The following is an 18835-nucleotide window of genomic DNA, read 5'->3' on the forward strand; positions in this document are numbered from 1 at the left end:
TATTAAAATTTTACTCCTTCCTTAAAAACACAAAATCTCCACCTTCATCACCGGCTTGTGAAATAGGGCCATATTGTGGCACTTGTCCGTTCGGACTATTATTGATTACGGCAGTTTTAAACTGTCTGAACAATTGGTCGGCAGACATAAGCGGAGATTTATTCTGAATTAAGTTTTTGAGCAGATATTCAATGAATACACTTTGATCGGGAACTGTTTTCAAAGTACCGCTTGTCATGGCTTTTCTGCTTGGTAATCGATAAACCTCCAAAATGGCACGACTATTCTCAAAAACGGCTCTTTCTTTCAATATGCCACCACTAAAGCAGGCATCAGAAATCAATAAGGTGTGTTTGGAATTAATACCTCTCAAATAATCACGAATGGTACTGTTCGAAAGCCAATCTGCTTTAGAGCTCAAAGCAGCATTACTTGGTAGCCAATAACCCTGATTCAGCTGTTCATTCCAAATGCCATGCCCAGCATAGAAAATTAACAGGTTGTCTCTATCAGTTACTTTAGTACTAAGTGCATCCATAGCATCTATAATCTCAGCTCTATTTGGGTTGCTCAAAACGAGTACATCTTCCTTTTCAAAGGAATAATAGGTTTTTAACACTTGGGCCAGTGACTGCGCATCTTTCACTGGATTATCGAGCGTTTGAATATTAACATCTGTATAGTCATTAATACCAATGATTAAGGCGTAATACTTCCTTTTAGAAAGTTCATTAATAAGGGCTTGTCCAATTTTATCTTCATCACCAATAGTATGTAATGAATTAGTACTAGTGGTGTTTTTGATCTCTGGTTGGCTTGTACTTACGATTTGAATAGGCTGAGATTTAACGAGTGAAATATTACCGGAAGTAAGAGGAGCGCAGGTTTTTAAAGACATATCACCAAACCATGTACCTGTTAAAGAGGCTGAATTTCCTTCTTCCGAAAGTGTCATTTTCATCTGTGCGAGGCAACTGAGTCCAAAGGTATATTCGAAACGAATTGGCTTTAAATGAACTAAACCATCTTTAATAGTCCCTTCGTAAATTGCCTTTGCAGAATCTTTTTTGTCTAATGTTTTAAAATATTCAATGGCTTCTAATTTATTGCCAGCTTGTTTAAACTCGAATTGAACATGGTACTGGGTCTTTAGGAAATTAGAGCTACCATTCCATACTCCGGTGATATCTTGTGCTTGTGCAGATAAGGAAAAAATAAATGTAAATAAAATTATAATATATTTCACTTTACTAATTTATACGAAAGTCTGCTAAGATCAAAGAAAAACCATCATAACAATATTGGCATAAAAAAGCCAGCACTCTTGTGCTGGCTTAGTGTTTAAAAGCTTAGGCTATTTTTATATGCTTTCTATTTCTTCCTTAAGCTGCTCTTTGGTCTTTCCCGTCTTCTGTTGCAGCTTTCCTAACATTTCGTCTGCCTTACCTTCAGTGTAATCTAAATCATCATCGGTAAGCTCGCCATATTTTTGCTTTAGTTTACCTTTTACTTCGTTCCAGTTTCCTTTTACTTGTAAATCCATAATTATGTTGTTTTTGTTTTGGTTTGTACTATTAACAACATACAACTGTAGATAATGTTTGATCCTTTAGCTTATTTCTTTTCTTTTTGAAATTTATAGTGAGCCAATGCCACTTTAATATCATCGTAAGTAAACTCATCGCCTAACTTACTTTTAATGTCTGTTAGCGTGCCTCCACCTATAGTTTCTATGACAATACTGATTTGGCTGAGTTTTGTATGGTCAACAAATTTAGTGGCATCTAGCTCACCGCTTTGAATATATTTGGTGAGGTGCCCTAAAATAGTGCCTTCAGTTAAGGCTCTTTCAGAAGCAATATGAGAGATGCTTTTGCCTTGTTTATAAAGGTTATAGGTGATTTCCGCAGTAGGTGTTTTATCGCCTTTCTTTTCTGTTTTTTTGTGAGCCTTTTTGTAGATGGCATGTTGGTCTAAAGTTGCCTTATCTAATGTCTCACCCTTGGCTTTAGCCGAGACAAATAGTTGATTAGTGTTGATCAGGATAACTTTTGCCCTCAGCATTTCCTTAAAATCTTCTAATGATTTCAGAAATGGTTTAGGTACTTTGTCGTAGCCTATGGTACTCAGTTTAGTTCTAAAACTATCTTCGGCTTCTTTTAATTTCGGAATGAAATAGCCACTCGCCTTTGTAATCCTTTCATTCATTGTTGCTAGATACTTATCTTCTTGCATGTAACCATGAATGGCATACTGGAAATTCTTAGCAACCTTTTCCAATTCCTGAATTGCTGCATGTTGCTCTCTGATCCATGTTTCAAATGCTTTTAAAGGAGATTTCTCGCCACTATTATGGACATCCTTCAGCAGATAGGAGGCTTTCCGATAGAGAGGTTCCAGCTCATAGGTTTCTTTACTGAACTCAAGCAAATATTGCTTTTCATCACTTCTCAAATGCTGATCAAGTGCTTGTTTGTCTGGCGCAGATGCAGAAAACTGATTGAGGATATCATCTTTACCAAAGCTTCTCTGAGGGATGGGCTCCGATAAAATAAGTCCTTCCAGGCTGGTTAATCGGCTAAGTGCCACATACATCTGCCCAGCAGCAAAGCTGTCTGATAAATCCAATATGGCTTTTTCGAAAGTAAGTCCCTGGCTTTTGTGTACTGTTATGGCCCAGGCCAGTTTCAGTGGGAATTGCTCAAAAGTTCCAACTTCCTTTTCTTTCAACTCATTATTTGATTTATCAAGGCTATACTTTTTATTCACCCACTCATATCGTTCAACTGTTATCAGCTGCTGAGGATTCTCAGTTTTTACAGTGATAGTATCACTGTCTATGGTTTCAATCGTACCAATTTTACCATTATAGTATAAGCCATCACCACTCGGGTCATTTTTGATAAACATGACCTGAGCACCTTCTTTAAAAGAGAGCTGCTCAGCAACAGGGTAGGAGTTCTCCGGGAAGTCTCCATCTATTACAGCATCAAATGCTTTTTCTTTGTTGGCTATTTTGTCAAGCTCCTTTTTATTGATCTGATCAGCCTTTCTGTTGTGTGTTGTTATATAGATGTAGCCATCAGTGTTTGTTTTGGAGAGATCATTAATATAATGGCTATTCAGTTGTTCTATTTGAGTATCATTTAAATTGTCGTTCCTGAGTGAATTCAGAATTTCGAGGAAATCTTTATCCTCCTGACGGTAAATCTTATCTAATGCGATATAAACTAACGGACTATGCTCCAAAGCTTTGGCTTCGAAGAAATAGGCGTTTTGGTAAAACTGATTTAGATAAGCCTTCTCATTTTCCTTAATAACAGGCGGTAGCTGATTCATGTCACCAATGAAAAGCAGCTGCGTACCACCGAACGGTCTTGGATCTTTTTTTACAGTGCGTAAAATCAGATCGGCACAGTCCAATATGTCGGCCCTTAGCATACTTACTTCATCAATCACTAGTAGCTCAATTTGCTGAATAATGGCACGTTTGTTTGCGTACATCTTGAATTGTGAGAGAAAGCTTTTAGGTGTATGCAGTTGCTGTTGATTGTAATTGTCAACGGGCAAATCAGCCGGTAAAAATGTACCGAATGGTAACTGTAATAGCGAATGTAATGTAACACCTTGCGCATTAATAGCTGCAATTCCCGTTGGTGCAGTTATCGCAACATTTTTAAAGGTATGCTGAATAATATGTCTGAGTAAGGTTGTTTTCCCACTACCTGCTTTTCCTGTTAAGAATATATGTCTGTTAGTATTATTAACATATTTAATGGCTAGCTCAGCTGTTTCGGTAATTTCTATTGACATGCACTCCGTTTTTAAAGATTACAAAGGTAAGGATTGAGCCTTGAATAAAAACTGACTTAAAAACTGGTTTTCAAGAATTTAATTTAGCTAACGAATGATAGTTTGTGAACAATCTTTATTCTTACTCATTATTGTTGTAAATTCGTAGCCCAATTTAAAACTGATAAAACAATGTCTGCACATCAAACTGTAGCTCCTTATAAACCTAAAAATAATGTTAGAATAGTAACCGCAGCCTCGCTTTTCGATGGGCATGATGCGGCTATCAACATTATGCGAAGAATCATTCAGTCAACAGGCTGTGAGGTAATTCACCTAGGCCATGACAGAAGTGTTGAAGAAGTGGTAAATACAGCCATTCAGGAAGATGCTCATGCTATTGCCATGACTTCCTACCAGGGAGGTCATACTGAATACTTCAAGTATATGCATGATTTGCTGAAGGAGAAAGGTGCAGGCCATATCAAAATATTTGGTGGTGGCGGAGGAGTAATTCTTCCTGAGGAGATTAAAGAATTACACGATTACGGCATTACAAGAATATATTCACCAGATGACGGTCGTGAGCTAGGTTTACAAGGCATGATCAACGATTTGGTGAAGCAAAGTGATTATGAAATTGGTAAAAACCTGAATGGAGAGGTAAGCCATTTGACAAAAGATAATGTGAATGCTATTGCCAGATTAATTTCGGCAGCTGAAAACTTCCCTGATGAAACTGCAGATGAATTGCAGAGCATCCGTAAAAAAGCTGAGGAACTTGACGTGCCTGTTTTAGGTATTACAGGTACAGGTGGTGCCGGTAAATCATCTTTGGTAGATGAATTGGTAAGAAGGTTCCTCATAGATTTCAAGGATAAAAGAATTGCCATTATCTCTGTGGACCCTTCCAAGAGAAAGACGGGTGGTGCTTTATTAGGAGATAGAATCCGTATGAACGCCATTAACAATGAGCGTGTATATATGCGTTCTCTGGCTACTCGTCAGAGTAATCTTTCCGTTTCTAAATATGTGAAAGATGCCCTTAGTGTAGTAAAGGCAGCTGAATTTGACCTGATCATTTTAGAAACTTCAGGTATTGGTCAGTCTGACACTCAAATATTAGATTTCTCTGATGCTTCATTATATGTTATGACTCCGGAATATGGAGCAGCTACACAGCTGGAGAAAATAGATATGCTTGATTTCGCAGACTTAATAGCGCTGAATAAGTTTGATAAAAGAGGAGCTTTGGATGCCTTAAGAGATGTTAAAAAGCAGTATCAGCGAAATCATGGTTTATGGGAAGCGAAAGTAGATGATATGCCGGTATATGGAACGATTGCTTCTCAGTTTAACGATCCTGGAACCAATGCGCTCTATAAGGCCATTATGGATAAGTTAGTGGAGAAAACGGCTAAAGATTTAAAATCTACTTTTGAGATTACTGATGAAATGTCTGAGAAGATTTTCATCATTCCACCTAATAGAACCCGCTATCTTTCGGAGATATCGGAGAACAACCGCTCTTACGATGAATGGGTAGATCAGCAATGTGAAGTGGCTGACAAATTATATGGTTATCAAAAGTCTATAGACACTTTAAAAGAGTCAGACCTGGAGGATAAGGATCGATTAATTAAGGGGCTGCAAGAAGCCTATGCTAAAGAAGAACTTAATTTTGACCCGAAAAACAAATTATTAATTGAGGAGTGGAAGGATAAGGTGAAAAGATACACTGATCCTGTTTATTCCTTTAAAGTGCGTGATAAAGAGATTAAGATCAAGACTCATACTGAGTCTTTGTCTCATACACAAATACCCAAAGTTTCTTTACCTAAATACTCTAACTGGGGTGATTTGCTCAGATGGAGCTTACAGGAGAACGTTCCTGGTGAATATCCTTACACAGCAGGGATTTATCCTTTCAAGAGAGAAGGAGAAGATCCTACCAGAATGTTTGCCGGTGAAGGTGGACCAGAAAGAACTAACAAAAGATTTCATTACCTGAGTAAAGATATGCCTGCTAAGAGGCTTTCAACGGCTTTTGATTCAGTAACGCTTTATGGTAATGATCCTGACCACAGGCCTGATATTTATGGTAAAGTAGGAAACTCAGGTGTGAGCATTTGCTGTTTGGATGATGCTAAGAAACTGTATTCCGGCTTCGATTTAGCCAATGCTATGACTTCTGTTTCCATGACCATTAATGGACCTGCTCCAATGCTGTTAGGTTTCTTTATGAATGCCGCTATCGATCAGCAGTGTGAGATGTACATCAAAGAAAATGGCTTAGAAAAAGAGGTTCAGGCAAAAATTGATAAAATCTTCAAAGAAAAAGGAGAGCAAAGACCTGCTTACCGTGGTGAATTGCCTGAAGGGCATGATGGTTTAGGGCTTATGCTTTTAGGCGTAACGGGTGATCAGGTATTGCCGAAAGAAATCTATGAGGAAATTAAGAAAAAGACCATTTCTATCGTTAGAGGTACCGTTCAGGCTGATATATTAAAAGAAGACCAGGCGCAAAACACCTGTATTTTCTCAACCGAGTTTGCACTCAGACTTATGGGAGATGTTCAGGAGTACTTCATTGAGAACAATGTGCGTAATTTCTATTCGGTTTCTATTTCAGGATATCATATTGCTGAAGCAGGAGCTAATCCAATTACGCAGCTTGCCTTTACTTTGGCAAACGGCTTTACTTATGTAGAGTATTACCTAAGCAGAGGAATGGACATTAATAAGTTTGGGCCAAACCTGTCATTTTTCTTCTCCAATGGTATCGATCCTGAGTATGCTGTTATAGGTAGAGTTGCCAGAAGAATCTGGTCGAAAGCGATGAAGCAGAAGTATGGAGCTAATGCCAGAGCACAAATGCTGAAATACCATATCCAAACTTCCGGTAGGTCATTACACGCTCAGGAGATTGATTTCAATGATATCAGAACTACTTTACAGGCATTATATGCAATTTATGATAATTGTAACTCATTGCATACAAATGCTTATGATGAGGCGATTACTACTCCTACAGAAAACTCTGTAAGAAGAGCCATGGCGATACAACTGATTATTAACAAGGAGCTTGGATTGGCAAAAAATGAGAATCCTATCCAAGGATCATTCATTATTGAAGAGCTTACTGACTTAGTTGAAGAAGCCGTATTGACCGAATTCGATAGAATTACAGAGCGTGGAGGCGTGCTAGGCGCAATGGAAACTATGTACCAACGTGGTAAAATACAGGAAGAAAGCTTGTATTATGAGACCTTGAAGCACACGGGAGAATTCCCTATCATAGGCGTAAATACTTTCTTAAATTCTAAAGGATCGCCTACAGTGATTCCTGGTGAGGTAATCAGAGCTACAGAAGAAGAGAAGGAATACCAGATCGAAACGCTCAAATTACTCAATGGTAGATTTGAGAAAGAAGCCAAGGAAAGCATAGATAAAATACAAAGGGCAGCTATCCAGAATGATAACCTATTTGAAGAGCTTATGGAAGCTACTAAATACTGTTCTTTAGGTCAGATTACAAATGCGCTATTTGAAGTAGGTGGTCAGTACAGAAGGAATATGTAATAGCGTATTAAGTATAGAGTACGAAGTATTAAGATTGAAGGAGCTGCGAGGCTCCTTTTTTATTATATTCAAATCGTGGCATGTTAATTGAACCTTAGCGTAAATATTTTTAAACATAAAAACCAAAATAATGAGAATTAAATTATTAGTACTTCTATGCATAATCACAATGCAGCAATCATTTGCCCAAACGCTAAATTCTAACAACAAAAGACAGGAAATTGGGGTAGCCTTTAGAAGTTTGAATAATTTTGGAGCTTATTACAGAATTGGAAATGATAGAGGTTTATGGCGATTGGGTATTGATGGAAGTATCTATAGTAATGTAGATGAAATGAAACGAGACACCGTTTTTACTAATCAGGAAAGAGTCGCCAATTCATTTTCAATAAGGGTAGGTAGAGAGCAGAGGATTACACTTGCCGAAAAATTACAATTAAGACTTGGTGGAGATCTGGGTTATAGAAGGTTTAATGACAATGTGAAACGTGAATTTTCGAACAATAATATCACTGATAGCAAAACAGATGGTAATGGATTTGAAGTTTTAGGTCTTATAGGTATAAACTATCAAGTGAATGATTATTTTCATGTAGGCTTTGAATTAAGACCTACCTATACCGTTTCAAAGTTGGAAACAAAATATTTTGATAATACAGGAAGTCAGGAAGTCAATACTAAACAGAATAATAATCTCAATAGGTTTGATTTTAATGCCAGTTCAGTCCAACTCAATATTGGATTTAATTTTTAAAAGATAAGGAGCCGAAAGGCTCCTTCATTTAATTCATTTGAACTATTTTATAGATTAGTCTAGTTTTTAATTGATCGTCACTTTCTGCATCGCAATTTTCTAAAAAATCTACTAAAGACTTAGTGTAAATATTTTTAATTGGACGATGTTTTTCAGATTTTACGATTTCAATTGAGCATATTTGGTCTGAAAGGTTCTGTTCTGGCATTTGAGGATCACGAGTATAAATCATATTAATGTTTAATCCTTCAATATCATAAAACGAGAAGCATATTTCAATTCCATTGTTTATGTTACCGTTGTGAGGGAAGTATATAAATGGCCCATTATATAAATGATAGTATATATTAGCTTCATTAGACATTCTTATAAAATCCAAAATAGGTTTCTTAATGCTAAGCATAATCTTCATATTAGATGGGTTACTTGATTGTCCAAGAATAAATTTTCTTACTTCATCCGACACAAAAAATCCTTCCTCTCTTACTTTACAACCCATATGTTTGCAGAAATATCTATATAGATTAAGTTTTGTCTGATGCCAATCCAAACCATATACTTTTTTAAAATCTATGAATCCATTTTTTATAATTTCACTCTTATTTTCTAAGTAAAATATAATAAACTGATCATAAGCTAAGTCATGAGGTTTTGTTGTCGAATTATTACAGTTTTTACAAATAGTTTTCCTAAATGTAAGATTGCGGTCATTTGAACTTTGAAGTTTCTGAACTTTGTTATTTTTAACTAAGAATGGAGCTTGATTATTTTTATATTCAAAACGTTTTTTTCCGTATGCTCTTGCAATATCTGACCTTTTAAACTTATGTTCATCAGTTAAGTCTTTGCTTTTTAAGCCGCAAATCCAACATTCGTTTTTGTAATCATATTTTTATATATAGGCCATTTTAAGGTTAATTTAAACTAGACAAAAAGTTATATAATTATTTTATAAAGGTTATTTAAATTTTTATCTAAAGATTTCTCCGCTGTGCTACGAAATGACGCCTTGTTCTATCAATTATTTAGTATTAACTAATTGCTGGTCATAGCCATCTTTCATCTTTATTCTTGACCCTAATATTCAATCTCTAACTTCCTATTTCTAAAAAAACAATTATCTTTCATCTTGATTCTAGACGCTAGCATCTAACTTCTAATACATGACAATCTCTCTAACTACACCCGCTTTATTATTTCCGGCAATTTCACTTTTACTACTAGCCTACACCAATAGGTTTTTAGCCATTGCTGCACTGATTAGGAACTTGCATACTAAATACAATGAGGATCATGATAGAAAGATAAAAGCGCAAATATCTAATCTCAAAAAACGCTTAGTGCTTATCAGGAATATGCAGCTGTTAGGTATTTTATCCTTGTTTTTCTGCGTGGGTAGTATGTTTACTATCTATCAGGAGTTTCAGTTGGTTGGAAGCTATATTTTTGGTTTCTCTTTACTGCTGCTCATGATTTCTTTAGCCCTATCTATTCGTGAAATTCAAATCAGTGTAAATGCCTTAAATATTCAATTGGGAGATATGGAAAAATAGCTTGTGAATTAATAATTAACAATGAGTAATTGGTAAATAAAGCCAGATTAATAATTTAGCCTTAAGCAGCTAGTTTTGAGCTTCGAGCTACAAGGGTTCACTCATTTATAATAACTTGCAACTCAAAGCTAGTGGCTCATAACTACTTGTAAAGATTAGCACTCAGAAGCTCACTAACTTTTTCAACCTGCCAAACCTATCCAACTTAATTCTGTTAATGGCTTGTGTCGAAAGAATTATTATATCCGAAAGAACAATTAGCTCATTTTAAGCAGATAGGTGATGCTTATGCTGATAAGGTGGTAGTTGAATTATTTGAGCAAGGTTTTAATCCTTTAAGAGATGAAGCATATAGCAAGTTGCAATTCAATCATCAGTTGATTCCTGATAGTTTTCCTCCAGTATTAAAAGAGTACTTTCAGCACATTAAATCCATTGAATTAGATGAGAAAACATTAGAAGAAGGAAGTCATTTCTTTCAGCGATATGCACAGCCTATCATGCTTTGTCTTGGTTTACTTTCTTTACCTTATGATTATTGTGCTGCTGATGGTGCGAAAGTACTAACTTCATCAAAACGTATCATCGAAAATCCTCAAAAAAGACTGCAGGAAACAGCCGAATTTGTGATTGATGTTACTGCGCCCAACGCATTTGAGCCATCTGGAAAAGGCTTTATAAGTATTGCAAAGGTAAGATTGATGCATGCGGCTATACGCTATCATATTGTGAAATCAGGCACCTGGGATATGAAATTCGGCTATCCTATTAACCAAAAGGATATGGCTGGTACTAATTATTCTTTTAGCTTAATAGTAATTAGAGGGCTGCGAAAACTAGGTTATACCTTAAATAATAAGGAAGCTGAGGCTTATATAAATTTCTGGAACCAACTCGGAAAGCTGTTAGGACTCGATAATGATTTAATGCCTTCAAATAGTAAAGAGGCTTTTGTGCTGGAGAATAAAATAAGTTCATCAGAATTTAAAGCTTCTGCAGATGGCAAGCAATTAACAAAGTCCCTTTTAGATTTTATTGATGGGCAGGAGAATCCTTTACCAGTAAAAGGATCGGACATTGCTGCTTACTTACTTGGTGAGAAGCTTTCGAAGATTTTAGGAATTAGCTCTAACGCCTCTCAGCTGGAAGTTAAAACATTATTAAGGCTACAATCTTTTCTAAATATATCTAACTACCAGCAATTTCTCCTGAATTTTAAAAAGCAGTTTAAAAATGAAGCTGAAAAGACGAATTTTGGCTTTATCACTTCCCTGACCGATTAATTTATCCGCTGTTTTGTAATAGCAACATCCTTTTAATTAACTTTGGACGTTTTTTGACTATCAATTTAAGCACTAAAGAAAATAATTATTGATGGATTATCAGGTGATCATAACCTTAGTAGTTATAGTAGGGGCAATTTTCCTTTTTATTAGCGAGAAATTCTCCGTTGATATTATTGCCTTACTCATCATTATTTCTTTAGTAGTCAGTGGAGTGATATCCCCTGAAGAGGGAATAGCGGGTTTTAGTAATAAAGCCACCATCACTGTGGCTTTCATGTTTGTAATGAGTGCAGCTTTGCTCAAAACAGGTGCTTTACAATATGTTGCCTATAAACTATCAGCATTATTTCAGCATAATTTCAAGCTAGGTCTAGGCCTTATGATGCTTTTGATAGCTCTAATAAGTGCTTTTATTAATAATACACCAGTAGTTGCCGTATTTATACCGGTAGTAATTCAAATTGCTAAAAGTACCGGTAGAAGTGCTTCAAAAATGCTTATTCCCCTTTCCTTTGCTTCCATTTTTGGCGGTACCTGTACCTATATAGGCACTTCCACAAACGTTTTGGTAAGTGGAATAGCTGCTCAAAATGGACTGCCTGAATTTACTATGTTTCAACTATTGCCTTTTGGTGGTATTCTGGTAGTTGTTGGTATTGTTTATATGATGCTGATTGGTACGCGCTTGCTTCCTAATAAGAGAAATAATGGAGATTTAGAGTCCAAATTTGGGATGCGTGAATACCTGACTGAAGTAGAGTTAATGGAGGGTACCGGATCAGTAGGTAAAACTATTATGGAAAGTCCTTTGGTTAAGGATTTGAAAATTGATGTGCTTGAGGTTCAGCGTAATGGCACCAGATACAACCTGCCTCCGGGAGACTTTGTGCTATATGCGGATGATATTTTAAAGGTTCGATGTAATCTTTCAAATATTAAGGAATTAAAGAGCAGGGCTAAGGTGCTTGATTCTTCCTCTGTAAAGATGGCTGGTGATAACCTCAAAGGGAAGTCATCATCTCTGGTAGAAATGGTTATTTCTGCCAACTCAGAGTTTGATGGTAAGACACTTAAAGACCTCGATTTCCGAAGAAGATTTAGGGCATCTCCACTAGCGATTAAACATAGAGAAGAGGTACTTCATGATAATATTTACGATGTGAAATTAAAGGCTGGTGATGTGCTTCTGGCAGATGTAAAAAATCACTATATAAAGGAGTTGAAAAGACTAGAAATGTCCCAGAACGCGCCATTTGCCTTACTTTCATCGGATCCTATTGTTGATTTTCAGCGCAAGAAGTTTGCTGCTGTATTATTGCTTTTGGCTGCTGTAATAGGGGTTGCTACTATAGGTTTAATGGATATAGTGATGTCCGTAATGGTGGGTGTAGTCATATTGGTAGTTACCAATATTATGAGTATGAAGGAGGTGTACAAAGCAATTAACTGGAAAATAGTATTCTTACTTGCTGGTGTATTGAGCTTTGGTGTAGCCCTGAAAAATACAGGTTTGGATGTAAGCATTGCTACAGGATTGATAAGTCAATTAGGGGATTTTGGCCCGGTTATTCTATTAAGTGGGCTTTATTTATGTACCTCTATTTTAACAGATTTAATGTCCAATAATGCTACTGCAGCACTAATGGCACCTATTGCTATTGCAGTCAGCACCCAGTTGGGGTTAAGTCCTACACCATTTTTAATGGCTGTTACATTTGCTGCTTCGGCTAGTTTTATAACACCTATCGGTTACCAAACCAATACCATGGTTTATTCAGCAGGTAATTATAAGTTTGGAGATTTTATCAAGGTTGGCTTATTGTTGAATATTATTTTCTGGCTACTTGCTACTTTTCTGCTGCCAGTATTATTTCCTTTTTGAGGCTATTAAAGCATACAATCGAGCCAATCTGTAAACATATGGAAGAGTAATCCTATAGCTACCAATCTCGTTTTCTTAGGGAAAAGCAAGAGTAAATATGCTAAAATTGCCCATGCTGAATGAAGTGGATGAAATCCAATGCTGCATCTGTTGGGGTCAAATATTGGAGTCGCTAATAAGTGATCTAAATCTACAAGCATAGTCAGAACCAGTATTAGGTAGGGACTTTTCCAGTTCTTACCAGCATACCAGTAAGCAATAACTAGTGGAAAAAGAAAGTGCAATCCATAGTGTAATATGCTAGTCCACATGGCTGTTATTTTGGAATAATTCAATCATTTCTGCATATAGCTTATCGTGCATAAGAGTTTCTTTATGACCAATAATAACAAGCTTTCTTTTAGCCCTGGTAAGCGCTACATTGAGCCTCCTGTAATCTTTTAGGAAGCCGATTTTACCGCTATTATTGGCTCTCACCAAGCTTATAATGATCACTTCTTTCTCTCTTCCCTGGAAACCATCAATGGATTTAATTTCAATATGATAATCTCTTAATTTAGACTTTAACCTGCTTACTTGTTGGTCATAAGGAGAGATAATTCCTATATCCTCTGGAAATAATTTACTGGACAAAAGTTCATCAGCCACTTGCTGTACAAGACTGATTTCTGCTTCATTATAGTAAGAAAAGCTATCTTCAAGCGATGATTCTACTCCATCAGCGCAGTCCATAAAAACGATAGGTTTGTCAGCATTACTGACATCTTTAGGTATAAATGGATTCATATTGAAGGCAGAATAGCCTGTTAAATCTTTTAGTGTATGCTGAGCTATTGAAGGATGCGCTCTTAACTCATTGGCGTAAAACTGTTCGTTAGAAAAGCTCATAATCTGTTGGTGCATACGGTACTGAATGCTCAGCATATGGTTAAGCCTTTCATCATTCTGATGCATCAATCGCTCGAATAAGCTTACTTTTAATGGGGCAGCTTTTTCAGATTTCACTGTAGGAGGGAGCTGCTTATGATCTCCTGCTAGTATCCATTTCTTACCTTTAATGAGCGGTATTAGTGTTTCTGGTTCTGTTGATTGGGTAGCCTCATCCACACAAACTATATCAAATGTAAAGTCTTTTAATAACTCACTACCTGCTGTAGAATTAGTTGTACAGACCACTGAAGCTTCATCTAAGAGTGCATGAATCGCCTTTTGTTGTAGTTGATTGGCTTCTTCATACAAGGCATTAATCTCTCGTTGTAGACTAATCCATTTGGCCATTTTCCTTAATTTACTCTGTGGAATTCCTCTATAAGGCTTCTTAGATTTAGCTTGTCTTATAATTGCGTCATCCTTTAAACCTCTCGTATTTTGTCCCGTTGCTGGGAGATAATCCTGTTGTTCTTTTTGTAGAATCTGCGTTTTATTCCATAGGCTGTTGGCCAATTGGAAGTCTGATGAATCCTGTAAAAGTACATCTAAACTGTGTGATAAAAGTGCTTCATTCATCCTCACAGGATTACCAATCCTGATACATTTTAGTCCTGATTTAGTGAGCTTTTCTAGTAAATTATCTACCGCTGTGTTGGAGGGGGCAGTAACTAAAACCTTATTTTTTAAGTGCGAAAGTTGATGAATACATTCCGACAAAGTGGTTGTTTTTCCAGTGCCAGGAGGACCATGTATTAAGAATAAATCATCAGAATTTATGGCTTTTTTAATCGCATCTTTCTGGCTTTGGTTTAGGTCTCTATTTAGAAAATCAAAATTATGCTGCTCTACCTCATCTTTAAAAAAGTCAATTTTGTTGAGAAGTAATTTTATCGAATTTGACTGATTACTTACCTGATCTAAAGAAGAGAGCATTCTTTGAAAAGTAATATCGTTAGCGTATAAGTCAAGTCTCAGATTTTTCTGATATAATAGATAAGGTGGGGAACTATTGTAGGCAATTGTTATACTTCTTTTAGTCTTTTCGACAACGGTTGCAAAAGGTTCCTGTCCACTTGGTTTTTCTTTGCTTACTATCACAATATCACCAACTGATATTTCATTATCTGGAAGGCCGGATGCTCGTACCAATTTTACTAAATATGTACCGCCAATTCCGGTACCTGCATCCTTGCCGGAAAGCAACAAAATGGCCCTTCCTTTTTTCTCCCTTTGTTTAGGTGATAGAAGGGATATTTCGTTTTGGTGAAACTCCATTTCAGCTTTTCGTTCCTCTTGAATTAGAGACTCAAAATATGTTTTGTATTTCTGGTAAGACTCGAATTTCATAGGTGGTAAAGTTCAAATTATAATCCAGAAATGTTGCAAAATGTTAGACCATCTTTTTCACTTTTCTGAATAGGGTAGGATTACAACTTAATCCATTGCTATCCTGCCATATTAATATAATGCAATTTTTTAATTAATCAGATGGTCTCATTTTTTAGGTAGAATCCACCTCTTTTAGGTAGTTGCTCACAATCTCGCTAGCTATTTATTAATATGAGGGTACTATCATAAATATGAATATACCTATATGTCGATATAAATTTTTATAAATATCCTTGGATTATATGAAAATGACCGATTTTCATTCTATAAAGCGATACAAAATAATATTTGGCATACTGACAAGTGTTAATGTTGATTCTAATTAAGTGATCATAACTAATTTCAAATCAATTGAAAATAGGAAATTAATTGATCTATTAGTTAAATATATTTTTCACCATGATGTCAGCTTTTATTTATATTATAATCTGATATGTCAAATTTATAAATGGGTCGTTCCAGCCTTAATTTTGACCTTAAATGTAAGGTTCCTCGAATTAAGTAAAGAGTTATAATCAGAGGGTGATTTTGTATTTAGGGAATATTTCTTTTCTAAATTATAAGGCAGTGTTAATTGTACTTGATTCCTTATTGAGAGATTTAATAAAAGAAAAGCGTACTAATTTATAATCTGGTTGAATGAGTGTGTATTAGAAAAGTATAATATGAGTTTTTAACTCTTTTTTAATTTTTATCAATCTTAATATAGAATCTGGCTATTAATCTATTTATACTTAGTTTTATGAAATGAAGAAAATATTACTTTATACGGTCTTAATTATTGTCACCTCATTTATCACTTTTTATTTCTGGGCTGGTTCTGGTTTCTCCGATGTTGATAGTTATTATCAAATCGAAACTTATCATGATGACTTCACAAATGATGGAGATACGCTTAAAATCATGACTTACAATATTGGCTATCTTTCGGGGATGACTAATAATTTGGCAGTTGAAAGAACTCCTGATTTGACCTACGAAAATCTTCATAAAAGCTATAGCTTTTTAAGTAATCAAAACCCTGACATTATAGGTTTTCAGGAGATCGATTTTAATTCGGATCGAAGCTTTAATTTCAATCAATTGGATAGCCTGGCGATTCGCCATAATTATCCTAATGCTGCTAAAGCCATTAACTGGGATAAATCATATGTGCCATTTCCCTATTGGCCAATCAAATATCAATTTGGTAAGATATTAAGTGGTCAGGCAATTCTTAGTAAATTACAAATTGTTTCCGATTCTGTAGTAGTGTTAGATAAGCCTCAATCTGCTCCTTTCTATTATAAAAAATTCTATTTAGATAGATTAGTTCAGGTTACAAAAATTACTCATACTTCAGGAGAATTTGTTGTGATGAATGTGCACCTTGAAGCCTTTGATAAGGAGACTAGGGAGAGTCAAGCTGAGCAAGTGCTGCAACTATTTAATAAATATGAAAAAGAGTATCCGGTATTTTTAATTGGTGACTTTAATAGTCGTCCACCATTTGCAACTGAGATCACCGAAATTGAAAAAACGATATCTATTTTTTTAGAACATCCTGGTATGGGTGAGGCAATAGATAAATCTCGTTACCTTGAAAATGAATCAAGCTTCTTTACCTTTGATACAGGAAATCCTTATGAGAGACTTGACTACATTTTTTATACCAAAAATAGGATAACCAAAGTAGCCAGTGATGTGGCACGTGAAGCTGGTGATATATCTGACCATTTACCTGTTTGGATGACCTTTACTTTAAATTAATGATATGCATAAGAGTTTAGAAAAACATTGGGTGAGACTTGAAGAAAATAAGGAATATTATGATGCACTTTTAAAAGTTTTTAATGAAGTGCAATTAAACTTCAAGCCTGATGAAAATTCATGGTCGATGATTGAAGTAATGCATCATCTATTTACTTCTGAAAAATTATCAATTGAGTTTGTAAAGAATTTCGACTTTAATCGAAAGAATGTAAAACTGGGGCTTAAGTCACAACTTAAAACTATTCTGTTAGTTAACAGACTCAATTCAAAGAAGAAATTCAAAGCGCCCAAGATTCTGGCAAAAAAAGGTGCTGATTTAAATCTTTCAATGGATGCGCATACTTTTCAACATCAGTGGGATGATCTTAGAGCTGACATGAAAAATGTATTGGATAATTTTCCTGAAGAGAAATTGAACTACTTTGTTTTTAATCAGCCTGTTACTGGTAAAATGAAAATAGGGCAGACCTTACAATTCTTCAATGCACACCTGAATCACCACAAACATCAAATTGAAAATATAAATCATCATCCAAATTTTCCGGTTTAAAAAATCATTTAAGTCTGGATAAAAAAAAGCTTCTTTGATTATATTGCCAAAGAATTAAAAAACCGAACATGATACCAGAATTTGAAAAGCTACAACCAGAAGAAGTTGAATTACTAAACAAAGTTCCGGCAATGGTAACCATTTTAATTGCTGGGGCCGATGAGGAAATTAGCAAAAGTGAATTGCAAAAAGCCGTTAGCCTGACAAAGACAAAGCAGAGTAAAGCCAGAAGAGAATTATTATCATACTATCAACAGGTTGGACCTGATTTTGAAGAAATTCTTAATGATCTTTTGAAATCGTATCCCGAAGATCCTGAAACAAGGAGTAAAATGGTAATTGAAGATTTAGAGAGGCTGAATGAAATTCTACCAAAGCTCGATAAAGCATGGGCGGTGCAATTTGTTGAGTCAATGAAAGAAATTGCTAAGAAGGTTGCTGAAGCTGCAGGTGGTGTTTTTGGCTATCTGGCTATCGGATACGAAGAGTCAAAGTTAATTGATCTAAAAATGATAAAGAAGCCGGCTTAAAGTCGGTTTTCCTTTTTTATACTTAAAGAGATTTAATCGACTTTATCTAAATCTTATCTTTTTGATATATTTGCCGCATGAAATAGGCCCCGAATCTTCGGTACTAGTTTCATGGCATACCCCAAGTTTTTTCGGGGTGACCATACAAAATAAATTTGCACACATGAATCATTTAATTGCTCCCTCAATATTAGCCGCTGACTTTGCTAACCTTCAACGTGATGTTGAAATGCTCAACGCCAGCGAGGCTGACTACATCCATGTAGATATTATGGACGGAATATTCGTTCCAAACATCTCATTTGGCTTACCTGTGTGCGAAGCCATCTATAAGCATGCTAAAAAACCATTGGATGTTCATTTAATGATTGAGAAGCCGGAGAATTACATTCAGGCTTTTCATGATGCTGGTGCAGCAACCATTTCAGTGCACTATGAAGCTACCAATCATTTGCATAGAGTTTTGCAACAAATAAGAGATTTCGGCCTACGAGCTGGTGTAGCTATTAACCCACATACCAATGTTCAGCTGCTTGAAGATGTAATTACTGATATAGATTTGGTGTGCATGATGTCTGTAAACCCTGGTTTCGGTGGTCAGAAGTTTATTGAACAAACTTATACCAAAGTAAGACGACTTAAGGAAATTATTGTAGATGCTGAAGCTTCTACTTTGATCGAAATAGATGGTGGTGTAAATATTGACAATGCACCAAAGCTTTTGGAGGCAGGCGCAGATGTTTTGGTTGCTGGAAGTTTTGTTTTTAAATCAGACAGCCCCATTGATACTATTAAGGAATTGAAGAACGTTGGTTCATAAATTTCCTTCATGCAA

Annotated in this window: 15 protein-coding genes; 9 read left to right on the plus strand and 6 right to left on the minus strand. The window is 35.8% G+C overall.

What is annotated here, in order from left to right:
• Window positions 1–10 precede the first annotated feature (10 nt).
• The 3 genes from JKP34_RS09980 to JKP34_RS09990 form a co-directional block, all read right to left on the minus strand.
• Window positions 11–1246: a caspase family protein gene (locus JKP34_RS09980; RefSeq protein ID WP_201920491.1), complete on the minus strand. Its 1236-nt coding sequence runs from the start codon at window positions 1244–1246 to the stop codon at window positions 11–13.
• Between the two features lie 114 nt (window positions 1247–1360).
• A complete protein-coding gene (locus JKP34_RS09985; protein WP_201920493.1) occupies window positions 1361–1543 on the minus strand; it encodes a CsbD family protein in 183 nt (60 codons plus the stop codon).
• Window positions 1544–1614: 71 nt separating this feature from the next.
• A complete protein-coding gene (locus tag JKP34_RS09990; RefSeq protein WP_201920496.1) occupies window positions 1615–3813 on the minus strand; it encodes a helix-turn-helix domain-containing protein in 2199 nt (732 codons plus the stop codon).
• A 171-nt stretch (window positions 3814–3984) separates the two neighbouring features.
• Here JKP34_RS09990 and JKP34_RS09995 point away from each other — a divergent pair, with 171 nt between their 5' ends.
• Window positions 3985–7374, plus strand: a complete 3390-nt coding sequence (locus JKP34_RS09995; protein WP_201920498.1) for a methylmalonyl-CoA mutase family protein — start codon at window positions 3985–3987, stop codon at window positions 7372–7374.
• Between the two features lie 130 nt (window positions 7375–7504).
• Window positions 7505–8128 carry a hypothetical protein gene (locus JKP34_RS10000; RefSeq protein WP_201920501.1) on the plus strand — a complete coding sequence of 208 codons (624 nt, stop codon included), beginning with the start codon at window positions 7505–7507 and terminating at the stop codon, window positions 8126–8128.
• A gap of 28 nt (window positions 8129–8156) precedes the next feature.
• Here the strand turns inward: JKP34_RS10000 and JKP34_RS10005 are convergent, their stop codons facing one another.
• Window positions 8157–8627 carry a hypothetical protein gene (locus JKP34_RS10005; RefSeq protein WP_201920504.1) on the minus strand — a complete coding sequence of 157 codons (471 nt, stop codon included), beginning with the start codon at window positions 8625–8627 and terminating at the stop codon, window positions 8157–8159.
• A gap of 664 nt (window positions 8628–9291) precedes the next feature.
• Between JKP34_RS10005 and JKP34_RS10010 the strand changes: the two genes are divergently transcribed.
• The 3 genes from JKP34_RS10010 to JKP34_RS10020 all read left to right on the plus strand — a co-directional run bounded on the left by JKP34_RS10010 (window position 9292) and on the right by JKP34_RS10020 (window position 12849).
• A complete protein-coding gene (locus JKP34_RS10010) occupies window positions 9292–9681 on the plus strand; it encodes a DUF2721 domain-containing protein (RefSeq protein WP_201920509.1) in 390 nt (129 codons plus the stop codon).
• A gap of 224 nt (window positions 9682–9905) precedes the next feature.
• Entirely contained in the window at window positions 9906–10964 is a 1059-nt protein-coding gene (locus JKP34_RS10015; protein ID WP_201920512.1) for an oxygenase MpaB family protein, read from the plus strand.
• 91 nt (window positions 10965–11055) lie between these two features.
• Entirely contained in the window at window positions 11056–12849 is a 1794-nt protein-coding gene (locus tag JKP34_RS10020; protein ID WP_201920515.1) for a sodium:proton antiporter, read from the plus strand.
• A gap of 5 nt (window positions 12850–12854) precedes the next feature.
• Here JKP34_RS10020 and JKP34_RS10025 read toward each other — a convergent pair whose 3' ends face one another.
• The gene (locus JKP34_RS10025; protein WP_201920518.1) at window positions 12855–13160 is read right to left on the minus strand and encodes a DUF6122 family protein; all 306 of its coding nucleotides are present in this window, start codon (window positions 13158–13160) and stop codon (window positions 12855–12857) included.
• Window positions 13150–15126, minus strand: a complete 1977-nt coding sequence (locus tag JKP34_RS10030; RefSeq protein ID WP_201920521.1) for an IGHMBP2 family helicase — start codon at window positions 15124–15126, stop codon at window positions 13150–13152. Before JKP34_RS10030 ends, JKP34_RS10025 begins: the two co-directional genes overlap by 11 nt.
• A gap of 789 nt (window positions 15127–15915) precedes the next feature.
• Here JKP34_RS10030 and JKP34_RS10035 point away from each other — a divergent pair.
• From JKP34_RS10035 to rpe, 4 genes are all read left to right on the plus strand, one after another.
• Complete coding sequence (locus tag JKP34_RS10035) at window positions 15916–16917, plus strand: endonuclease/exonuclease/phosphatase family protein (RefSeq protein ID WP_201920524.1); 1002 nt, start codon at window positions 15916–15918, stop codon at window positions 16915–16917.
• Between the two features lie 4 nt (window positions 16918–16921).
• Window positions 16922–17470 carry a DinB family protein gene (locus JKP34_RS10040; RefSeq protein WP_201920527.1) on the plus strand — a complete coding sequence of 183 codons (549 nt, stop codon included), beginning with the start codon at window positions 16922–16924 and terminating at the stop codon, window positions 17468–17470.
• A 68-nt stretch (window positions 17471–17538) separates the two neighbouring features.
• The gene (locus tag JKP34_RS10045; RefSeq protein WP_201920530.1) at window positions 17539–18000 is read left to right on the plus strand and encodes a hypothetical protein; all 462 of its coding nucleotides are present in this window, start codon (window positions 17539–17541) and stop codon (window positions 17998–18000) included.
• A 163-nt stretch (window positions 18001–18163) separates the two neighbouring features.
• Complete coding sequence (gene rpe / locus JKP34_RS10050) at window positions 18164–18820, plus strand: ribulose-phosphate 3-epimerase (protein WP_201920533.1); 657 nt, start codon at window positions 18164–18166, stop codon at window positions 18818–18820.
• Window positions 18821–18835 lie beyond the last annotated feature (15 nt).

Origin of the sequence: Marivirga atlantica (assembly GCF_016734805.1) — a bacterium.
GTDB classification, from domain to species: domain Bacteria; phylum Bacteroidota; class Bacteroidia; order Cytophagales; family Cyclobacteriaceae; genus Marivirga; species Marivirga atlantica.